Origin of the sequence: Corynebacterium marambiense (assembly GCF_016342275.1) — a bacterium.
Taxonomy (GTDB): Bacteria; Actinomycetota; Actinomycetes; order Mycobacteriales; family Mycobacteriaceae; genus Corynebacterium; species Corynebacterium marambiense.
Genome location: NZ_JAEIOT010000004.1, coordinates 144,713 through 164,058 on the forward strand (window position 1 = coordinate 144,713; position 19,346 = coordinate 164,058).

16 protein-coding genes and 4 tRNA genes are annotated in these 19,346 nt (G+C 65.3%); 1 reads left to right on the forward strand and 19 read right to left on the reverse strand.

Translation table 11 applies throughout. From position 1 onward, the window contains the following. Positions 1-10: 10 nt before the first annotated feature. The 13 genes from rpoB to JDV76_RS00795 all read right to left on the reverse strand — a co-directional run bounded on the left by rpoB (position 11) and on the right by JDV76_RS00795 (position 11,505). The gene (rpoB, locus tag JDV76_RS00735) at positions 11-3,508 is read right to left on the reverse strand and encodes a DNA-directed RNA polymerase subunit beta (protein ID WP_198735310.1); all 3,498 of its coding nucleotides are present in this window, start codon (positions 3,506-3,508) and stop codon (positions 11-13) included. A 381-nt stretch (positions 3,509-3,889) separates the two neighbouring features. Beyond that, a complete protein-coding gene (gene pgfA / locus JDV76_RS00740; protein ID WP_198734973.1) occupies positions 3,890-4,873 on the reverse strand; it encodes a cell envelope lipid trafficking protein PgfA in 984 nt (327 codons plus the stop codon). A gap of 180 nt (positions 4,874-5,053) precedes the next feature. Next, positions 5,054-5,440 (reverse strand): 50S ribosomal protein L7/L12, encoded by a 387-nt coding sequence (rplL, locus tag JDV76_RS00745; protein ID WP_198734974.1) that lies wholly within the window; start codon positions 5,438-5,440, stop codon positions 5,054-5,056. A 99-nt stretch (positions 5,441-5,539) separates the two neighbouring features. Then, complete coding sequence (gene rplJ / locus JDV76_RS00750; protein ID WP_198734975.1) at positions 5,540-6,061, reverse strand: 50S ribosomal protein L10; 522 nt, start codon at positions 6,059-6,061, stop codon at positions 5,540-5,542. A 459-nt stretch (positions 6,062-6,520) separates the two neighbouring features. Then, on the reverse strand, positions 6,521-7,237 hold the full coding sequence (gene rplA / locus JDV76_RS00755; RefSeq protein ID WP_198734976.1) for a 50S ribosomal protein L1: 717 nt from the start codon (positions 7,235-7,237) through the stop codon (positions 6,521-6,523). A gap of 113 nt (positions 7,238-7,350) precedes the next feature. Continuing rightward, a complete protein-coding gene (gene rplK / locus JDV76_RS00760; RefSeq protein WP_198734977.1) occupies positions 7,351-7,788 on the reverse strand; it encodes a 50S ribosomal protein L11 in 438 nt (145 codons plus the stop codon). A 383-nt stretch (positions 7,789-8,171) separates the two neighbouring features. Further along, positions 8,172-8,987, reverse strand: a complete 816-nt coding sequence (gene nusG / locus JDV76_RS00765; protein ID WP_198735311.1) for a transcription termination/antitermination protein NusG — start codon at positions 8,985-8,987, stop codon at positions 8,172-8,174. A 243-nt stretch (positions 8,988-9,230) separates the two neighbouring features. After that, positions 9,231-9,578, reverse strand: coding sequence for a preprotein translocase subunit SecE (gene secE / locus JDV76_RS00770; protein WP_198734978.1), 348 nt, complete (start codon positions 9,576-9,578; stop codon positions 9,231-9,233). A 42-nt stretch (positions 9,579-9,620) separates the two neighbouring features. Next, positions 9,621-9,693, reverse strand: a tRNA-Trp gene (locus JDV76_RS00775). A gap of 153 nt (positions 9,694-9,846) precedes the next feature. After that, positions 9,847-9,918, reverse strand: a tRNA-Met gene (locus JDV76_RS00780). 57 nt (positions 9,919-9,975) lie between these two features. Continuing rightward, a tRNA-Thr gene (locus tag JDV76_RS00785) sits at positions 9,976-10,048 on the reverse strand. Between the two features lie 234 nt (positions 10,049-10,282). Beyond that, positions 10,283-10,364 (reverse strand) — tRNA-Tyr (locus JDV76_RS00790). 97 nt (positions 10,365-10,461) lie between these two features. Further along, positions 10,462-11,505 (reverse strand): polyprenyl synthetase family protein, encoded by a 1,044-nt coding sequence (locus JDV76_RS00795; RefSeq protein WP_198734979.1) that lies wholly within the window; start codon positions 11,503-11,505, stop codon positions 10,462-10,464. Positions 11,506-11,772: 267 nt separating this feature from the next. On the opposite strand from JDV76_RS00795, the gene JDV76_RS00800 reads away from it, so the two are divergent. Beyond that, positions 11,773-13,029, forward strand: a complete 1,257-nt coding sequence (locus tag JDV76_RS00800) for a geranylgeranyl reductase family protein (protein ID WP_376992989.1) — start codon at positions 11,773-11,775, stop codon at positions 13,027-13,029. Positions 13,030-13,034: 5 nt separating this feature from the next. On the opposite strand, the gene JDV76_RS00805 is transcribed toward JDV76_RS00800, so the two are convergent. The 6 genes from JDV76_RS00805 to JDV76_RS00830 form a co-directional block, all read right to left on the reverse strand. Continuing rightward, on the reverse strand, positions 13,035-13,724 hold the full coding sequence (locus JDV76_RS00805) for a demethylmenaquinone methyltransferase (protein WP_198734981.1): 690 nt from the start codon (positions 13,722-13,724) through the stop codon (positions 13,035-13,037). A 21-nt stretch (positions 13,725-13,745) separates the two neighbouring features. Continuing rightward, a complete protein-coding gene (locus JDV76_RS00810) occupies positions 13,746-14,912 on the reverse strand; it encodes a glycosyltransferase family 4 protein (RefSeq protein WP_198734982.1) in 1,167 nt (388 codons plus the stop codon). A gap of 72 nt (positions 14,913-14,984) precedes the next feature. Continuing rightward, positions 14,985-16,109 carry a glycosyltransferase gene (locus JDV76_RS00815; RefSeq protein ID WP_198734983.1) on the reverse strand — a complete coding sequence of 375 codons (1,125 nt, stop codon included), beginning with the start codon at positions 16,107-16,109 and terminating at the stop codon, positions 14,985-14,987. After that, positions 16,106-16,588, reverse strand: coding sequence for a DUF3592 domain-containing protein (locus JDV76_RS00820; RefSeq protein WP_198734984.1), 483 nt, complete (start codon positions 16,586-16,588; stop codon positions 16,106-16,108). Before JDV76_RS00820 ends, JDV76_RS00815 begins: the two co-directional genes overlap by 4 nt. Beyond that, a complete protein-coding gene (menD, locus tag JDV76_RS00825; RefSeq protein WP_198734985.1) occupies positions 16,585-18,228 on the reverse strand; it encodes a 2-succinyl-5-enolpyruvyl-6-hydroxy-3-cyclohexene-1-carboxylic-acid synthase in 1,644 nt (547 codons plus the stop codon). The genes JDV76_RS00820 and menD overlap by 4 nt, the downstream gene beginning before the upstream one ends. Positions 18,229-18,266: 38 nt before the next feature. Continuing rightward, the gene (locus JDV76_RS00830; RefSeq protein WP_376992991.1) at positions 18,267-19,304 is read right to left on the reverse strand and encodes an o-succinylbenzoate synthase; all 1,038 of its coding nucleotides are present in this window, start codon (positions 19,302-19,304) and stop codon (positions 18,267-18,269) included. Between the last annotated feature and the right edge of the window lie 42 nt (positions 19,305-19,346).

Below are 19,346 nucleotides of genomic sequence, written 5' to 3' on the forward strand. Positions count from 1 at the left end.
CGGGTGACCGTCAGGCCACGTCGTCGGTTCGCTCGTCGCGGGACAGGTTGATGCCCAGTGAGGCCCCCGCCTGGTCGAACTCGTCGTCGTCGGTGGTCCCGAGTTCCATCGGGGTGCCGTCGGCCGAGAGGACCTCGACATTCAGGCACAGCGACTGCAGCTCCTTGAGCAGAACCTTGAACGACTCCGGGATACCCGGGTCCGGGATGTTCTCACCCTTGACGATGGCCTCGTAGACCTTGACCCGGCCAACGACGTCGTCGGACTTGATGGTCAGGAGTTCCTGCAGGGTGTAGGCGGCACCGTATGCCTGCATCGCCCACACCTCCATCTCACCGAAGCGCTGTCCACCGAACTGGGCCTTACCACCGAGCGGCTGCTGGGTGATCATGGAATACGGGCCGGTGGAGCGGGCGTGGATCTTCTCGTCGACCAGGTGGTGCAGCTTCAGCATGTACATGTAGCCGACCGACACCGGGTACGGGAAGGGCTCACCGGAGCGACCGTCGAACAGTTGCGCCTTGCCGTTGCCGTCGACCAGCGTCTGGCCGTCGCGGTTCGGTCGGGAGTTCGCGAGCAGGCCCGCGAGCTCCTCGTTGGAGGCACCGTCGAACACCGGGGTGGCGGTGAGGGACTCCGGCGGGACGTCGTAGAGCGACTCGGGCAGGGTCTTGATGAGCTCGGCGTTCTTGACGTCTTCCGGATCGACGTGCCAACCGGCGGCGGCGAGCCAACCGAGGTGGACCTCGAGGACCTGGCCGATGTTCATACGACGCGGAACGCCGTGGGTGTTCAGGATGATGTCGACCGGAGTGCCGTCGGGTAGGAAGGGCATGTCCTCGGCGGGGAGGATCTTGCCGACGACACCCTTGTTGCCGTGGCGGCCGGCGAGCTTGTCACCGTCCTGGATCTTGCGCTTCTGGGCGACGTAGACGCGAATCATCTCGTTGACGCCGGCCGCGAGGTCGTCATCATCCTCACGGGAGAAACGGCGCACACCGATGACCTTGCCGGTCTCACCGTGCGGAACCTTCATGGAGGTGTCGCGGACCTCGCGGGCCTTCTCACCGAAGATGGCACGCAGGAGGCGCTCCTCGGGGGTCAGCTCGGTCTCGCCCTTCGGCGTGACCTTACCGACCAGGATGTCACCGTCGCGGACGTCGGCGCCGATGCGCACGATGCCACGATCGTCGAGGTCCTTGAGGACCTCCTCGGAGACGTTCGGGATCTCACGGGTGATCTCCTCGGCACCGAGCTTGGTGTCGCGGGCGTCGATCTCGTGTTCCTCGATGTGGATCGAGGTGAGGACGTCCTCCTCCACCAGGCGCTGGTTGAGGATAATCGCATCCTCGTAGTTGTGGCCTTCCCAGGGCATGAAGGCGACGAGCAAGTTCCGCCCGAGCGCCATCTCGCCCTTGTGGGTGCCGGGGCCGTCGGCGAGAACCTGGCCTTCCTCGACACGGTCGCCCATATTCACGATGGGCTTCTGGTTGTAGCAGGTGCCCTGGTTCGTCCGCTGGAACTTACGCAGCATGTAGGTGTCGCGGATACCGTCGTCACCCATCACGGTGATGAAGTCGGCGGCGATGTTCTCGACGACACCCGACTTGGTGGAGATGATGATGTCACCGGCGTCATAGGCGGCGCGCAGCTCCATGCCGGTGCCGACGTACGGCGACTCGGCACGGACCAGCGGCACAGCCTGCTTCTGCATGTTCGCACCCATCAGGGCACGGTTGGCGTCATCATGCTCAAGGAACGGGATCATCGCAGTGCCGACGGAGACCATCTGGCGCGGCGAAACGTCCATGTAGTCGATGCGCTCCCGGTCGACGACCTCGTTGTCTCCACCCTTCATGCGCACGACGACCTGCTCCTCGGAGATCAGACCGTCCTCGTTGTAGGGAGTGTTCGCCTGTGCGACGACGTGGCGGTCTTCCTCGTCCGCGGTGAGGTAGTCAATCTCGTCGGTGAGACGGCCGTCGACGACCTTGCGGTACGGGGTCTCGATGAAGCCGAAGGGATTGACCCGGGCATACGAGGACAGCGAGCCAATCAGGCCGATGTTCGGGCCCTCCGGGGTCTCGATGGGGCACATGCGGCCGTAGTGCGACGGGTGCACGTCGCGGACCTCGATGCCCGCGCGCTCCCGGGAAAGACCGCCGGGGCCCAGTGCGGAGAGACGCCGCTTGTGAGTCAGCCCGGACAATGAGTTGTTCTGGTCCATGAACTGCGACAGCTGCGAGGTTCCGAAGAACTCGCGGATCGCCGCGGAGACCGGACGCACGTTGATCAGCGAGGTCGGGGTGATCGACTCAGCGTCCTGGGTGGTCATCCGCTCCCGAACAACACGCTCCATCCGGGACAGACCGACGCGGACCTGGTTCTGGATCAGCTCGCCGACGGTGCGCAGTCGGCGGTTGCCGAAGTGGTCGATGTCGTCGGTCTCGACCGGGATGGTCCGGCCGCTCGGGGACTCCATGGAGTTCTCCCCCGCATGCAAGCGGACGAGGTACTCGATGGTAGTCGCGATGTCGTCCTCGGTCAGCGTGAGGTTACCCTCGTTGTCGCCGCCGAGACCCAGCTTGCGGTTGACCTTGTAGCGGCCGACCTTCGCCAGATCGTACCGCTTGGCGTTAAAGAAGGAGTTCTCCAGAAGCGACTGCGCGAGATCGCGCGTGGGCTGCTCGCCGGGACGCTGCTTGCGGTAGATCTCCAGCAGGGCCTCGTCGGTGTTGGAGACACCGTCGGCCTCGAGGGTCGACATCATGATCTCGGAGAAACCGAAACGCTCCACGATCTGCTCGGTCGTCCAGCCGAGCGCCTTCAGCAGCACGGTGACGGGCTGACGGCGCTTCCGGTCGATGCGGACACCGACGGTGTCGCGCTTATCCACGTCGAACTCGAGCCAGGCACCGCGGGAGGGAATCACCTTCACGGCGTGCAGGGGCCGCTCGGTGGACTTGTCGATGGTCTGGTCGAAATAGACTCCGGGAGAACGCACCAGCTGGCTGACAACAACGCGTTCGGTTCCGTTGACGATGAAGGTGCCCTTGTCGGTCATCATCGGGAAATCGCCGATGAAGACGGTCTGGGACTTAATTTCTCCGGTTTCGTTGTTGACGAAGTCCGCTGTCACGTACAGCGGAGCGGAGTAGTTGATGTCCTTGTCCTTGCATTCATCGATAGAGTTCTTGACCTCTTCGAAGCGTGGCGTGGACAGGGAAAGGGACATGTTTCCGGAGTAGTCCTGGATCGGGGACAGTTCCTCGAGGATGTCCTCCAGTCCACTGGTCACTCGGGCACCCTCAGGCGCTTCGGCCTGGGTGCGTTCACGCCACTCGGGCGTGCCGACGAGCCATGCGAACGACTCGAGCTGCAGGTCGAGAAGACCGGGCACCTCGATGGGCTCGGTGATCTTCGCGAACGAATAACGCTGCGGAGCTCCGGGGATTTCGGTCACTGACTTGGTCTGGCGGGAGACTGCCAAGATGCGTCCTTCCAGCACCTCACGCGGTGGGCACACCCACGACGATGGTGGGCCCGTTCCGCTAGAATTTTTAGCATGTGGTCTGCTGTGGAACCATTCATCTCCGGATAGCACTGAATGACCTTGTCAAACCGGTTTTTTGAACCAGGTTGGTCAAGGTCAGACAGGATAACCGGAAAGAGATTCCAGCGCAACGAGCTAGCTTATACTATTTTCTTCCGCCTGTAAAGCATCGGTTTCCGGTGGCTACCGTGGTCGATGTGGCAGTTCCGGGTGGGAACCAGGTCACCGACCGGCACCCGCCACGGTCCACACCGGGGAGCGGGAAACCGTACCTTTGGCGCCACCATAACAGATCAGCGGGCACACCGGATCCCAAATTCCCGCGACCGCACCGCATCACGTGTTGCGGACCGGCCCCGTAGTCCCTCGTCGGCGCCGCCGCCCGCCGAACAGAGCCCCGATCAACCCGATGATCATGAGGACGGCACCGGTGATGAGCAGCACGGTGATGACGGCGCGTTGCTCCGATCCGTCGGGGATCCGCTCGGCCTGTGTGATGAGACGGTCGACGGATTCCTCCGTCCCCTCGCCGGTGAAGACGAGGACCTGCTCACGCGGTTCACCGGTCCGGGTTCCGTAGTACGTCTCGAGGTTCTCGTGGATGTCCACGACCAGACCTGTCTCCGTGTCCACGTACCAGTCACGGTCAGCCGAGTAGAACAGGTACCCGGGCTCTGTTCCGCCATCCCCGGTCTCGAACGTCGTGGTGTTGAACATGTCGGCGTACCGCGTTGCCAGGTTCGTGGGCTCGATCGTCTGGCGGTAGATGTTGAGTTGCCGTCCGCCGCGCTCGACGGTGTCGGTGTACACCGCGGGTGCGCTCCCCCGCAGTGTCCCGTCAAACACCTCGTAGGTCGTCTTCCCCGGATCGGTGGGAAACTTCGCCCAGAGACCTGTCATGGGCACCTCCACCGGCGGAAGCCCGAGCTGGGATGTCATCGTCGCCGGCCCCACAGCCTCACCGGTGGTGCGATCCATGACGAAGCTCCACACCGACGCCTCGACAAGGCGCTCAATGTCCTCCTCGTTGGCTTCACGCATCATCGTCGATCCGATCCGAACGGTGACGGTCTCCGCGTCGGCCGGATCGAGCAGTTCAACGTGATGCTGGCGGATCACCGCTGCCGGAAGAATCTCCCCCGGCCCCGGGTTCAGCGTGGTCCGCGCGTTCTCGTCGCGCACGGTCAGCGTCGTGTCCTCCAACGACAGCGGCAGCCTCCCGTCGTCGTGGAAGAAGTGCGGCGACACCAGCCCCCAGGTGACGAGGGCGGCCCCCAATCCGAGGAGCAGCACCGAGAAAATACGCGACTTCGCAAGCATGACCCGATGCTACCCCGTGCGCCGCCTCGTAATGAAGCGTGGTTTTTGCCCCCTACGGGGTCCTGGCAGGGAACGGGAGGACGACAAGGGCCCGCACGGACCCCAGTTTTCAGGGGTAACCGAGCGGGCCATTGTCGTGGGCCACCGACCAGGCCGGTGGCGGAAGTGGATCCCGGGGGATTACTTCAGGGAAACCTTGGCGCCAGCCTCTTCGAGCTTGGTCTTGGCAGCCTCGGCGTCGTCCTTGGACGCAGCCTCGAGGATCGCCTTCGGAGCGGACTCGACGAGCTCCTTGGCTTCCTTCAGGCCCAGGCCGGAGACGATCTCGCGGACAGCCTTGATCACGCCGATCTTCTTTGCGCCGGCATCCTCGAGAACGACGTCGAACTCGTCCTTCTCTTCCTCAGCTGCGGCAGCGGCACCGGGGGCGCCGGCGGCGACGGCGGCGACCGGAGCGGCGGCGGTGACGTCGAAGGTGTCCTCGAAGAGCTTCACGAACTCGGAGAGCTCGATGAGGGTCATTTCCTTGAAGGCCTCGATGAGCTCGTCATTGGTGAACTTAGCCATGGTGGCAGTCCTTTCAGTTGGTGGCCCGGGTGCACCGGGCCGAAAAGTTTGTGCTGTGGTCTAACTCTGTGCATCTCCTGCCGTGTGACAGGAGATGACTTATTCTTCGCCCTGCTTCTTTTCCTGGAGCGCAGCGCTGAGGCGTGCGATCTGGGAAGCGGGTGCGTTGAACAGGCCTGCGGCCTTTGCCAAGCTGCCCTGCATGGCGCCCGCCAGTTTCGCGAGAGTGGTCTCGCGGTTGTCCAGCTCGGCGATGGCTTCAACCTGAGCTGCGCTCAGGAATTCGCCGTCCATGTAGCCACCCTTGACCACGAATGCCTTGTTGTCCTTACCGAAGTCCTTCATCGCCTTGGCTGCATCAACAGCCTCGCCCTTGATGAAGGCGATGGCGGTGGGACCTGTCAGGATGTCGTCAAGACCTTCGACGCCGGCTTCTTTCGCAGCCAGCTTGATCATGGTGTTCTTGGCGACGGAGTAGGTGACATCCGAGCCGAGAGCCCGACGCAGTTCAGTGGTCTGAGCCACGGAGAGGCCGCGGTACTCGGTGAGCACGACGGCGTTGGTGGACTCAAAGCGCTGCTTGAGTTCAGCCACTGCGGCGACGTTCTTTGCGTTAGCCATTACTTCGCCTCCTTCCTCATGTGTGTAGGTCGTCTGATCCGCCGGGGCACTGCCGCGTCACCGACCGTGTGAACGGTGGGAACATGACAAAGCCCCGTGCAAGAGCACGGGGGGCACACCTCGGAAAGAGGGAGGCTCCAAGTGTCTCCTGCGTGGGCCGTTCCGCGGTGCGGAAACCTTCGATCCCGGGGAACCGGGATGACCGACGGTCTTCGGTGAAACTTGAGCTCGTCGCGTTGAAAACGCGCCGTTCAAACTTCGGTGGCTCAGTGTATGCACGCGGACCCGGTAGGTCAAATCACTGGCGCCACCCATTCGTCGACGCATTCCCGGCCCCCTCCCCGATCGCCAGGAAGGACACGGCCCCCGGAGACGCAGAGAGCCCCGCGTCGTTCCATCACGATGGACGAACGCGGAGCTCTCCGGTCAAGCCGGGGATCAAGCCAGAGGTGCGCTGATTTAGACCTGAGGCTCGTCGAGGTAGTTCTTCACCACGGTGTTGTCCACGGGGATGCCGGGACCGTTGGTGGAGGAGATGGTGACCTTCTTCAGGTAGGCACCCTTGGAAGAGGAGGGCTTGAGACGCAGCAGCTCGTCGATGAGAGCGCCGTAGTTCTCGGCCAGCTTCTCGGCCTCGAAGGAAGCCTTACCCAGCACGGCGTGCAGGTTGGAGGCCTTGTCGACGCGGAAGGAGATCTTGCCGCCCTTGATCTCGGTGACGGCCTTCGCGACGTCCATGGTCACGGTGCCGGTCTTCGGGTTGGGCATGAGGCCACGTGGGCCGAGGACGCGGGCAACGCGACCGACCTTGGCCATCTGGTCCGGGGTGGCGATCGCGGCGTCGAAGTCGGTCCAGCCGCCCTGGATCTTCTCGATCAGTTCATCGGTTCCGACCATGTCGGCGCCGGCTTCTTCAGCCTGTGTCGCCTTTTCGCCTGCGGCGAAGACGACGACGCGGACGGTCTTACCGGTGCCGTTCGGCAGGGAGACGGTGCCGCGGACGAGCTGGTCGGCCTTGCGGGGGTCGACGCCCAGACGGATGGCGACGTCGACCGTTGCGTCGAAGTTGTCGGAGGAGGTCTCCTTGACGAGGCGGGCGGCCTCGATCGGGGCGTAGATGCGTCCCGCGTCGATCTTCTCTGCCTTTGCGCGATATGCCTTGGACTGCTTGCTCATTGTGATTCCTTAGTTTTCAGGGGTGAAAAGCGGTTGGGAATGTGTGGTGCGGGCCGAAGCGGGCCCTCCCACATACTCCGCTCCCGGTGTCCGGGGGCGGAGCCGCGAGGTGACTAACCCTCGACCTCGATGCCCATGGACCGGGCTGTTCCCGCGATGATCTTCGCCGCAGCGTCGATGTCGTTCGCGTTGAGGTCTTCCTTCTTGGTCTCCGCGATCTCCTTGACCTGGGCCATGGTGACCTTGCCCACCTTCTGGGTGTGCGGCACGCCGGAGCCCTTCTGCAGGCCTGCGGCCTTCAGCAGCAGCTTGGCTGCCGGCGGGGTCTTCAGCTTGAACTCGAAGGAGCGGTCCTCGAAGACGGTGATCTCGACGGGGACGACGTTGCCGCGCTGCTGCTCGGTGGCGGCGTTGTAGGCCTTGCAGAATTCCATGATGTTGACACCATGGGCACCCAGGGCGGGGCCGACCGGCGGGGCCGGGTTGGCCTGTCCCGCCTGGATCTGCAGCTTGATCAGTCCGGTGACCTTTTTCTTCTTCTTCGGGGGCATCGTAGTACCTCTTCCTTGTTACCGACGGCGGCGGCCGATGTCCGTGTGTGGGCGGGACCCGGGCTGTCCGCCCCGGTCCCGCACAACCACCGTCGTCGTCCGGATGCCGGGCCCCACCCGCAGTTCCGACTGCGTTGAAGGCGTAACCCGGCCACCGGGGATTGATGTGTGTGGTGTTCCCGGATCCCTGTACACGGGTGCACATCGTTATCCGGGGTGGCGCATCGCCCTTCTTCAGCTCCTCTGCCATTTCCGACTTCTCGGAGCTGTGATCCGGGCACACGCGAAAAGTCAGAATACCTGACCCGGTGAAAGTACACAAAACCCGTCCGGCGGACTGACCGCAGTGACGGACGGGTTGTGCGTCGTGGAAATGAAACGCCCTAGGTGAGCTTCTCGACCTGGTCGAAGGTGAGATCGACCGGGGTCTCACGTCCGAAGATGGAGACCAGGGCCTTGAGTTTGCCGCCTTCAGCGTCAATCTCGGAGATGGTCGCGGACACCGAAGCCAGTGCACCGGTGAGGATGGTGACGGCTTCACCGACCTGGAAGTCCACCTCGACATGCTTGCCCGCCGACGGGGAGGGCTGCGCGACGAGTTTCTCTCCGGAGGCATCGATCGTGCCGTCTTCGCCCTCTACCGGGGTGGTCTCTTGGGGCATCAGGAACTTCGCGACATCGCGGTGCTTGACCGGGGTGGCGTTGCCTTCGTTGCCGACGAAGCTGGTGACACCCGGGGTGTCCCGGACGACGGACCAGGAGCGGTCGTTGATGTCCATGCGGACGAGTACGTATCCGGGCAGGAGCTTGCGCTTGACGGGCTTCCGCTTACCGTCGCGGATCTCGATAACCTCTTCGATCGGGACGACGACATCGTAGATGGAGTCCTCGACTTCAAGGGTCTGGGCACGCATGTCCAGATTGGTCTTTACCTTATTCTCGTAGCCCGAGTAGCACTGGATGATGTACCACTGGCCCGGGAGCTTCTTCAGCTCTCGGAGGAATTTCCGGAGACGTGCCTTGTACTCGGCGAGCGCTGCCTCCTCCTCGGTTTTTTCCGCGCCTTCCCCGCTGTCATCGCCGAGTGCCGCCGCTGCGGAGGCCACGTCGGTAGGTTCAGCTGCGTTCCCGGTCGACTCCGCGGTGGCGTCCTCGGCGGTGACATCACCCAGATCCGGTTCACCGGAGGCCTCCGTCATCTGCAGATCCGCCTCCTGCACCGGCTGCTCGGGAATGGTGGCCTCGCCGGTGTTCTCGGGGGTGGTGTTGTCGTCGCTCATCTAGGTGTACTCCATTAGGTTTTCGATCGGGTGGGACGGCGGTGTGGACCGGTCCCGACAGGGTCTTTTCACCACATTCTACGCCGACCACCTCATGAAATATCCCGCCGGACCTCGTGGGTCGGGCGGGATACTGCGGGAAAAGTGTTCGTGGACGGGATTCTAGTTGGCTGTGAGCACCTTCTCAACTCCGAGACCGGCGAGGAAGTCAACGCCGGACACCAGAGCGGTCAGCACAATCAGGAATATGAGCACGATGATCGTGTAGATGAACATCTGCTTGGCGGTGGGCCAAATGACCTTCCGCATTTCCTGCACGACCTCGGGGAGGAAGCTGCCGGCGCGGGACACGAGTCCGGACTTCTCATCCTTGTCCCCGGAGACGGCAACAGATTCGCGGGCCTTCTTCGCGGCGTAGGAGTCACTGCTGGTGGTAGAGACTCCCACGACCTGCCGCTTACCGGCCGGACGCGCCGAACCTGTCGGCTTCGGCTTATTTTCGTCGGTCACGGTGCGGTGCTCCTCGGATCAGCGTGTGCATAAAGTGTGTTGCAGGGGCGACAGGACTTGAACCTGCAACCTGCGGTTTTGGAGACCGCTGCTCTGCCAGTTGAGCTACGCCCCTTCATGCACTGCGTTCTGCAGTACGCGACTACCCTACCAGATGCGTGAAGAGCCAGATGAAAGCACCTTCGACATCGTGGGCATCCGCAGGAATACCAGAGAAAACACCGCCCCGACACCTTGACGGTATCCGGACGGTGGAACGATATCCCGGTAGCGATGGCGAGAATTGAACTCGCGACACAACGATTATGAGTCGTTTGCTCTACCACTGAGCTACACCGCCATGTGGCCATTTCTCCACGACCGCGACCGTAGAAGACCCCGGCGGGAAAAACAACAGAGCCCCCTGACAGAATCGAACTGTCGACCTTTTCCTTACCATGGAAACGCTCTGCCGACTGAGCTAAGGGGGCACAGCCTCGTTGAACCGTACGACATGCGCCCGCTCCGTTGAAGCCTCACAAAGATTAACCCGATCCCACCGAACTACACAAATCAGCTGTTCAGACACATTTTCAGGCCACCTTCAACCCGGCAAGAGTGACGGGTTGGACGAATGACTCCCCTGTTTTCAACCCCAAAAAAGAGAGGAGCCCGCCCCGGTGGATCTTCGTGGAAGATACTGACCAGAACGGGCCTCTCTTTTGTGCCAGGTGATGGATTCGAACCAACGTAGGCTAAGCCGACGGATTTACAGTCCGCTCCCTTTGGCCGCTCGGGCAACCTGGCGTGCGCCGCTCACGCGGTGCATTGAACACTCTACTACGGCCTACGCGACCTTGCGCAAGTCTGCATGTCAGCCCCCATTTTCTGGACACTGGATCGGTTAGCCGACGCGACTCACCGTGAAGTGGGTGAGACGACGGAGAGCTGCCGTGGTGCGGTTCTGGGGGAGTTTCGCCAGCTCGGCGTCGGCAAGTTCCACGTAGTGGTGGACATCGGCCAACGCCTTCTCCCGGCCGGTCGACCGGTGCAGAAGATTGAGGGCCGCGGCCACCTCGTCGTCATCGGTGATCGGCCCGGTGAGCCTCGCCCGCAGTTCATCCCCCACGGGCCCCTCCTCCTCCAGTGCGTAAAGAACGGGCAGCGTGAAAACGCCTTCTTTGAGGTCGGTACCCGGCGTCTTCCCGGACTGGTCGGTGTCGGAGTAGATGTCGATGATGTCGTCGACGATCTGGAACACCGTGCCGATGGCGTATCCGAAGCGGTGCAGAGCATCGATCTGTTCGGGGGTCGCCCCACCGTGAAGTCCGCCAAGGAAGCCCGCGGACGCGATGAGGACACCGGTCTTCTCCCTGACGACCGCCCGGTAGTGATCGATGGGGTCACCGTCACCGGGGCCGACTGTCTCCCGCATCTGGCCGGTGACCAGTTCTCCAAAGGTTGCCGCGAAGTGCGCGACGGTGTCGACCCCGAGCTGCGCCATGATCCGGGAGGCCCGGGCCAGGAGGTAGTCACCTGCGAGGATGGCCATGGAGTTTCCCCACCGCGAGTTCGCGGAATCCACTCCCCGGCGCTTGTCCGCCTCGTCCATCACATCATCGTGGTAGAGCGTGGCCAGGTGGGTCATTTCCACTACTACCGCGGCCTTGACGACCTCGCGGCTGCCCGGGTTCGCCCCGTACTGGGAAGCGAGGAGCGCGAACATAGGACGGAAACGTTTCCCCCCTGCCGCGGCGAGATAGCAGACCTTCTCGGTGACGAACTGCTCACCGACGGTGAGTTCAGAGGCGAGGAGTTCCTCGACCTCACGCATGCCGACGGAGATCGCCTCGTTGAGTTGCTCGTCTCCCAGGTTGACGGACGTCCCCGGGGAGAACGTCTTGTCGCGGTCGCCTGGACCGTGCGACACGGTACGGCCGTTACTCATGCGTCGTTGCCCTCGTTGTTTTTTCGCGGCGGGCTGGACCGGCCGCCGGATTGGAGTGGTGTGCTGGAGCTGTTTCCGGTTCCCGGACATCGACGCCGTCCAACGTCGATGTCGCAGGTGATGCCAGGGTGATATCACGTTCCCGCGCGACGACCACCGCGGGCCCGGAACAGACTCGGGATCAACCGTAGCCGACGCGAACGGTTGCCGAACACTCCGGGGTGAAAACGCGGGAACTTCCGGAGGTGCGACAATGGGATGGTGAGTATCTCCCGCCCCTGGATCGAAACAGTCGACGTCCTCGTCGTGGGGGGTGGCCCCGCTGGGGCCGCCGCCGCGATCCACGCAGCGCACCGAGGATTCAGTGTCCTCCTCGTCGATGCAGCCCGCTTCCCACGCGACAAGACGTGCGGTGACGGCCTCACCCCACGGGCCATGCACCAGTTACGACTTCTGGGATTCGGTCCGGAGATCGCCGGTGGATACCGCTCCCGCGGGTTGAAGTTGCACGGGTTCGGCGGCGACGTGACGGCGCCGTGGCCGAACTCCGCTTTCGGGTCCGAGGGCTCCGCGATGCGCCGGACGCGCCTCGACGGGCTGCTGTTTGACACCGCTCGGGCAACGGAGGGAGTGACTGCGTGGGTGAACTCCCCGGCGGTGGATGTGTCGATCCGTGCGGGGCGGGCAGAGTCGGTGACGCTCTCCACCCCGGACGGTGAGCGCGTCGTGCGATGCAGTGCGGTACTCGTCGCGGACGGCGTGCGCTCCACCTTCGGCAAGCTACTCGGACGGGTCTGGCACCGGGGTGAGGTGTACGGGATCGCCGCCCGTGCCTACTGCAGCACCCCATTCTCCGACGAGGAGTGGATCCACTCCCACCTGGAGCTCCGCGACCAGGCGGGCGTGGCACAGCCCGGCTACGGGTGGATCTTCCCGTTGGCCGATGGACACGTGAACATCGGCTGCGGGGCACTGTCAACGACAGCGCGTCCCGCAAAGGTGAATACGAAAAAGCTCCTCTCCCACTATGCGGGGCTCCAAAGGGATGAGTGGCGCCTCGGGCCGGTGACCGATGTCGCGGGAGCACTGTTGCCGATGGGTGGCGCGGTGAGCGGGGTTGCAGGCCCCAACTGGATGCTCATCGGTGATGCCGCGGCCTGCGTCAATCCGCTGAACGGGGAAGGCATCGACTACGGTCTGGAGACCGCGCGCCTCGCGGTCGATCTGATCAACCCGCGGCGGGATCTGACGGTGGTGTGGCCCCGGGTGCTGCGGGAGAATTACGGGGAGGCATTCCTGCTCGCCCGGACCGCGGCCCGGCTGCTCACCTACCCGCGGTTGCTCCCGATGGTCGGCCCCTTCGGTTTCCGGGGGCCGCAGGCGGGTCCGCTGATGCGCGCCACGGCTCGACTGATGGGCAACCTCGTCACCGACGAGGACCGCGATGTGGTGGCCCGGGCGTGGCGTCTCGCCACGGGCGGCCTGTACCGGTTCCGGGGCGCGGACGCGGTGCTCTGGAGCTGATTCCCCTAGCTGGGCTTCACGGCGGAGTGGAGGGCGGTGATGCCCCCGGTCAGGTTCTGCCAACCGACCTCGGCCCACCCGGCTGCGGCGATCTCACGGGCCAGCTGTTCCTGGTCCGGCCAAGCGCGGATGGATTCCGCCAGGTACTCGTAGGCCGACGGGTCCGAGGAGATGAGACGGGCAAGAGCCGGCAGGGCCCGCATCAGGTATTCCTTGTAGACCTGCGCGAACACGGGAACAACGGGAGTAGAGAACTCGGCGACGGTGAGCCGACCCCCGGGCCGGGTCACGCGAGCCATCTCCCGGAGGCCGGCGCGGGTGTCGGCGAAGTTGCGGAGACCGAAACTGATGGTCACCGCGTCGAAGGACGCGTCGGCGAAAGGCAGTGCGAGGCCGTCCCCGGCGACCTTGGACACGGCACGGTGCGCACCGGCGGCAAGCATCCCGGTGGAAAAGTCACAGGCCACGCACCAAGCCCCGGAGCGGGCGAGTTCGACGGTGGACACGGCGGTACCTGCGGCGAGGTCCAGGACCCGTTCACCGGGGCGCAGATCGAGGCGCTGCCGGGTCCGGCGCCGCCAGTGGCGGTCACGTCCGAGGGAAAGCACCGTGTTCGTGATGTCGTACTTGGCGCCGACAGCGTCGAACATCCGCGCGACCTCGTCGGGATTCTTGTCCAGGGATGCCTTAACCACGCGATCAAGGCTACGCGACGACTAACGCCACCGTGCCCACGCCCCGGGCCGTACTCCACCGGAGCGTTCCGTCCGACGCTGGTCGGCGAGAACCGCCGAATAGTGTCCGCGCAGTTCACCGCAGACGCCTTCCCAGGTCCGGCCAGCGACCCGGTCGAGCGCCGCTGCGGACATCTTCTGCCGCCCCGCCAGGACGCGGTCCACCGCCGCGGGCAGGTCCGAGCTGAACGTGGCGACATCGAGGAGATCGCCGTTCTCCCCCGGGGTGATGAGGTCCACCGGCCCCCCGGCGCGGGGCCCGATCGTCGGCACGCCCGAGGCCTGCGCCTCCTGGATCGTCTGGCAGAACGTCTCGAATTCCCCGGGGTGGACGAACACATCGAAGCTGGCGTACGCCCTTCCCAGGTCCTCTCCCCCGAGGGCCCCGGTGAACACGGCACCCGGTAATGCATCCCGCAGGGCGCCGTACTCGGGGCCGTCGCCGACGATCACGAGCTGAAGGTCATCCCTACCGACCAGGGAGGCGAGCCGCTCCACGCCCTTCTCTGCGGCGAGCCGGCCGACGTAGCCGACGACGCGCCGTTTACCCGTCGGGTCCCAGGAGCGGCGCAGCTCCACACTGCGGTGGGCCGGATTGAACCGCACGGTGTCCACACCCCGCGCCCACCGGTGGACATCAGTGATCCCGTGGGCCGTCAACGCCTCCATCGCGGGGGTCGCGGGGGCGAGGGTGCGGGCGCAGGAGTTGTGGATCAGTCGGGTCCATTCCCACGCGGCGGTCGACAGTGCCGCCAGGTGGTACTTCTCCGCGAACCCGACCACGTCGGTCTGGTAGACCGCGACCGCCGGGACCTTGAGCTGTCGGGCGACGAACGCCCCCGCCGCCCCGAGGACGAATGGGCTGGCGAGGTGCACGACATCCGGCCGGAATGAGCGCAGGGCATGGTTGACGGCTGGTACGGGGACTCCGACGGGCAGAGAGTTGATGAGCGGGACCATCACGGTGGGCACCCGCACCACGGGGAAACCCGCGTAGGAGACCACCTCCTCCTCGAAATCACGTGCTCCCGGCGCGATGACGAGGGCATCGTCCCCGTGGCGACGCAGGTGCTCGAGGATCCGGAGGACAGAGTTGCTGACACCGTTGACGTTGGGAAGGAAGGACTCGGCGACGATCGCTACACGCATGTCCTCGATAATGGGCCTGTAGATGGACGCTGGGGTCACGGGCGGGTGACGGGAGGATGACAATGTCCGGAACTATGCGTGCCGCAGGATCCGCCGGTAGTGATCCATGAGTTCCGCGCAGAGAACAGGCCAGGTCCGGCCCTCGACAGAGTGGCGGGCGGTGGCCTGCATGGTGCTCCGCCCCGCCAGGACGCGGTCCACCGCCGCGGGCAGGTCCGAGCTGAACGTGGCGACATCGAGGAGATCGCCGTTCTCCCCCGGGGTGATGAGGTCCACCGGCCCCCCGGCGCGGGGCCCGATCGTCGGCACGCCCGAGGCCTGCGCCTCCTGGATCGTCTGGCAGAACGTCTCGAATTCCCCGGGGTGGACGAACACATCGAAGCTGGCGTACGCCCTTCCCAGGTCCTCTCCCCCGAGGGCCCCGGTGAACACGGCACCCGGTAATGCATCCCGCAGGGCGCTGTACTCGGGGCCGTCGCCGACGATCACGAGCTGAAGGTCATCCCTACCGACCAGGGAGGCGAGCCGCTCCACGCCCTTCTCTGCGGCGAGCCGGCCGACGTAGCCGACGACGCGCCGTTTACCCGTCGGGTCCCAGGAGCGGCGCAGCTCCACACTGCGGTGGGCCGGATTGAACCGCACGGTGTCCACACCCCGCGCCCACCGGTGAACGTTCCGGACTCCGTGTCCGGTGAGCTCGGCGATCGCTGCTGTGGACGGTGCGAGAGTACACGCGCAGGAGTTGTGTATCATCCGGGTGACCCGCCAGGAGGCGGAGATCAGCAACCGGAGGTGGTAGCGGAGAGCAAAGCCCGCGACATCGGTCTGGTAGACGGCGAGTGCCGGGACGCCGAGCCTGCGGGCGGCCGATGCACCGGCGGCCCCGAGGACGTACGGGCTGGCGAGGTGTACCACATCGGGGCGAAAGTCCCGCAGGGTCCGAACGAGTGGCACGGGGACTCCGACGGGCAGAGAGTTGATGAGCGGGACCATCACGGTGGGCACCCGCACCACGGGGAAACCCGCGTAGGAGACCACCTCCTCCTCGAAATCACGTGCTCCCGGCGCGATCACCAGAGCCTCGTGGCCGTGGTCCGCAAGGTGTTCGAGGATCCGGAGGACAGAGTTGCTGACACCGTTGACGTTGGGGAGGAAGGACTCGGCGACGACGGCGATCCGGAGCCGCTGTTCAGTCACCGGTGGGTGCCTCCCCTACGACGGCTGCGCCGGCGGTCCATCACGGCGATGAGCCACCAGGCCGCCGCGGCGAGGAGACTGGCAGTGACGGCGGTGATCAACGCGGGAAAAGCCGCCCACCGGAAGTCCCTGCCGGAGACCTTCACGAGGTCGGTGTTCGAACGGTCGTAATCCACCCAGACTCCGCTGCCGGCGGCCAGGTTACCGGGATAGAGCACGCCTCCCTTGGGGGCCCGGAGGCGTCCGTTCTCGTCGCGATACTCAACGGTGGTCCGCCACCAACCGGCATCGGTGACCACCGCATACGCCTGCGCCCGGTCGGCAGCGATCGTCCGGTCATTCAGCCAGGGGCCGATGACCATGGCGAGGGCCATCAGCAAGGCGGACACCCAGAATAGAATCACCAGCTGATGCTGCCTACGGCGCATCCGGTCGCGGGGTATCCGGGCGAGTGCCGCGCGTAACGGGACCCGGGTCACCTGCCGACCACCTTGCCCGAGAGTGCGGCGTGCAGATCTCTGCGGGTGGTTCGGGTGGTGCGCGCCTCGATGATGAGTGGCGGGTGGGGTAGTTCGATGGATTCCTCGAGTTCCCGGATGAGGTCAGCGGTGTTCTCCACCCTGCGGTGCTCCCAGCCGTAGGCTGCGGCGAGGTCGGAGATTCCCACCCCATGCGGGGTGCCGAACACGCGCTCGAAGCTGCCCCGCAGTCCGGGTTCCCCGGATTCGAGGGTCTCGAAGATTCCACAGCCGTCGTCGTTGGCGACGACGATCGTGAGGTTGTTGGGCAGCGGGTCACCGTCGCTGATGAACAGGCCTCCGGCATCGTGCAGAAAAGTCACGTCCCCGAGCAGGGCGACGGTGCGCGGGGCACGCGGCGAGATTCTGTCACGGGCCTGCGCGGCCAGGGCGACGCCGACCGCCTGGGAAACACTGCCGTCGATGCCGGCGGTTCCGCGCGGGGCGTGGGTGGCGACACCGTCGAACGGCAACCCCACGAGCGCGATGTCGCGGACGGGGTTCGACGACCCGACGAACAGGGTGTCACCAACCGCGAGGCCGTCGGCGACCGCCGCAGCGACGTGCAATCCGGTGAAACCAAATTCCTCACCGTCAAGAATCTCGCGGACCGCGTCCGCGGCCTGTTCCCCCGCGACCTCACAGAGCTTCAACCACTGCTTCGTCGGGTCCCCGTCGACACGCACCCGACTGGCGACCCGCGTCGCGGTGCCCGCGGGATCGGTGTACCCGTCGGACCGGGTGAGCACGGTGACCTCGATACCGGGATCCGATATCAACGCCAGGACATCGCGGTGGAGTGTGGGATGCCCGATGACGACGATCTGTTCCGGTCGGGTGTGCAGAACGTGCCCTTCTGCGGAGACTTGTTCCCTGGTGAAGACACCGGCGGCCGCAGGATGCACGGGCCGCTCGGGGGCTGGGGCGGTCGGTTCAGCGATGGTGGGGACGCCGGCGAGTTCCTCCACCGGCCAGGCTCCGTCACCGGCGATCACGAGGGTGGGGCGGGTCAGGTCGAGGTGCGCGGTGCCCCAGTCCCGGTGAGGTCGACGTCGCGGGGGCACACCGACCGGAAGCTCCGCCGGAGCGGGAAGCTCATCATCCACGAGCGGCACATCGAACGCGACATTCAGGTGCACCCGGCCATAAGCGAGAGCACGACGGGTGACGGCCGCGGCCTGCCCTGCATCGGATCCCGCCTCCACGAAAGCACAGTCTGCGAAACGACCGAAGATTCCCTGTTGATCGATGGTCTGCGACGCGCCGGTGCCGACGAGCCGGGAAGGCCGGTCAGCGGCCAGGATGACGAGCGGTAGATCACTGTGGTGTGCCTCCACCATCGCGGGCAGACAGTTGGCGACGGCAGTACCGGAGGTCACGATCACGGCGGCGGGCCGATGGTCCACCCGTGCCATGCCGAGAGCGAGAAACGCCGCGGAACGCTCATCAAGCCGCACATGGAGCGTCAGCTCCGGGCGGGCCGCCGCAGCCAGGGCCAGCGGAGCACTGCGTGACCCGGGGCAGACGACGACGTTCCGGATTCCTGCGGCGACGAGTTCCGCAATGATCGCGGCGGCGGTTGCGGTGGCGGGGACAGTCATGTTCTGCAGAGTCTAACCGGGTCACCCGGGATGACCTTTCACACACCGACCTGTCGCTTCAGACACTCCAGGGACTCCCGCAGATGGGCATGCCAGAAGTCGACGGTGGCGGTGTCCGCCTCGAGACCCGCGAGCCGGTCCAGGTCCGGTTGAACGGCGGCGCAGGAGATGTGACCACCCACGATGCTCCGCCCCGCCGCAGCAACGTCGGCAACGTCTTCAATGAAGAATCCACCGGTTCCCAGCCCAGCCGGGGCGGGTGGGACGTCGATCTCGTCGTCATCCGTGTGTCCGGGCAGGGCGGCCACCGCGGCGAGACCGGCATTCACCCCCACCGCAGTGTCCAGGGCGCTGGCGACGGTGACCGAGACCCCGTGGTCGGCGATCTTCTCCGCGATGTCGAGCAGCCGACGCACTCCGCCGAGGGGGGCGACCTTCACCACCGCGACATCCAGTGCCCGGGCCTCCAGAACGGCGAACGGGTCGCCTGCACGCCGGATCGATTCATCGGCCGCGACCCGGCAGAAGATCCCGGAGCGGACCAGGCGCCGACGCAGTTCCGCCAGTTCGGCGGTGGTGGAACAGGGCTGCTCGAAGTAGTCCAGTGGACCGAAGGCACGGGCCGCGTCGAGCGCACGGTCCACGGTGAAGCCACGGTTCGCATCGACCCTGACCAGTGCATGCGGGACCGTTTCCCGGACGGCGGCGATGCGGGCGACATCGTCATCGAGGGTCTGTCCCGGCTCCGCGACCTTCACCTTGACTGTGCGGCAGCCCGGGAATCGGGCGAGAATCTCCGGGACCTCCCCCGGTTCCACGGCGGGGACCGTCGCATTGATCTCGATGCTGTCCCGTTGCGGGGCCGGCGCCCCGAGGTACGCCATCTCGAGGGCGGCGGCCAGCCAGGCTGCGGCCTCGTCCGGTTGGTAGTCCCGGAACGGGGCGAACTCACCCCAGCCGATGGGGCCGTCGATCAGCAGCGCTTCCCGGCTCGTTATGCCCCGGAACCTCACCCGCATCGGCAGTGCGACGGTGTGTGACCGGCCGATGAGTTCATCGGCGTCGAGGATCGCGATCAGTTCGACGAGGTGGGGGTCCAGGGGGGCGTGGGTGAACGG

What these genes read in the sequence shown, in the direction of transcription:
- rplK (WP_198734977.1), bottom strand. Translation starts at nt 7,788, where the DNA reads ATGCCCCCGAAGAAGAAGAAAAAGGTCACCGGACTGATCAAGCTGCAG.
- pgfA (WP_198734973.1), bottom strand. Translation starts at nt 4,873, where the DNA reads ATGCTTGCGAAGTCGCGTATTTTCTCGGTGCTGCTCCTCGGATTGGGG.
- JDV76_RS00795 (WP_198734979.1), bottom strand. Translation starts at nt 11,505, where the DNA reads ATGAGTAACGGCCGTACCGTGTCGCACGGTCCAGGCGACCGCGACAAG.
- rplJ (WP_198734975.1), bottom strand. Translation starts at nt 6,061, where the DNA reads ATGGCTAACGCAAAGAACGTCGCCGCAGTGGCTGAACTCAAGCAGCGC.
- rplL (WP_198734974.1), bottom strand. Translation starts at nt 5,440, where the DNA reads ATGGCTAAGTTCACCAATGACGAGCTCATCGAGGCCTTCAAGGAAATG.
- menD (WP_198734985.1), bottom strand. Translation starts at nt 18,228, where the DNA reads ATGACTGTCCCCGCCACCGCAACCGCCGCCGCGATCATTGCGGAACTC.
- rplA (WP_198734976.1), bottom strand. Translation starts at nt 7,237, where the DNA reads ATGAGCAAGCAGTCCAAGGCATATCGCGCAAAGGCAGAGAAGATCGAC.
- nusG (WP_198735311.1), bottom strand. Translation starts at nt 8,987, where the DNA reads ATGACGGAGGCCTCCGGTGAACCGGATCTGGGTGATGTCACCGCCGAG.
- JDV76_RS00810 (WP_198734982.1), bottom strand. Translation starts at nt 14,912, where the DNA reads ATGCGTGTAGCGATCGTCGCCGAGTCCTTCCTTCCCAACGTCAACGGT.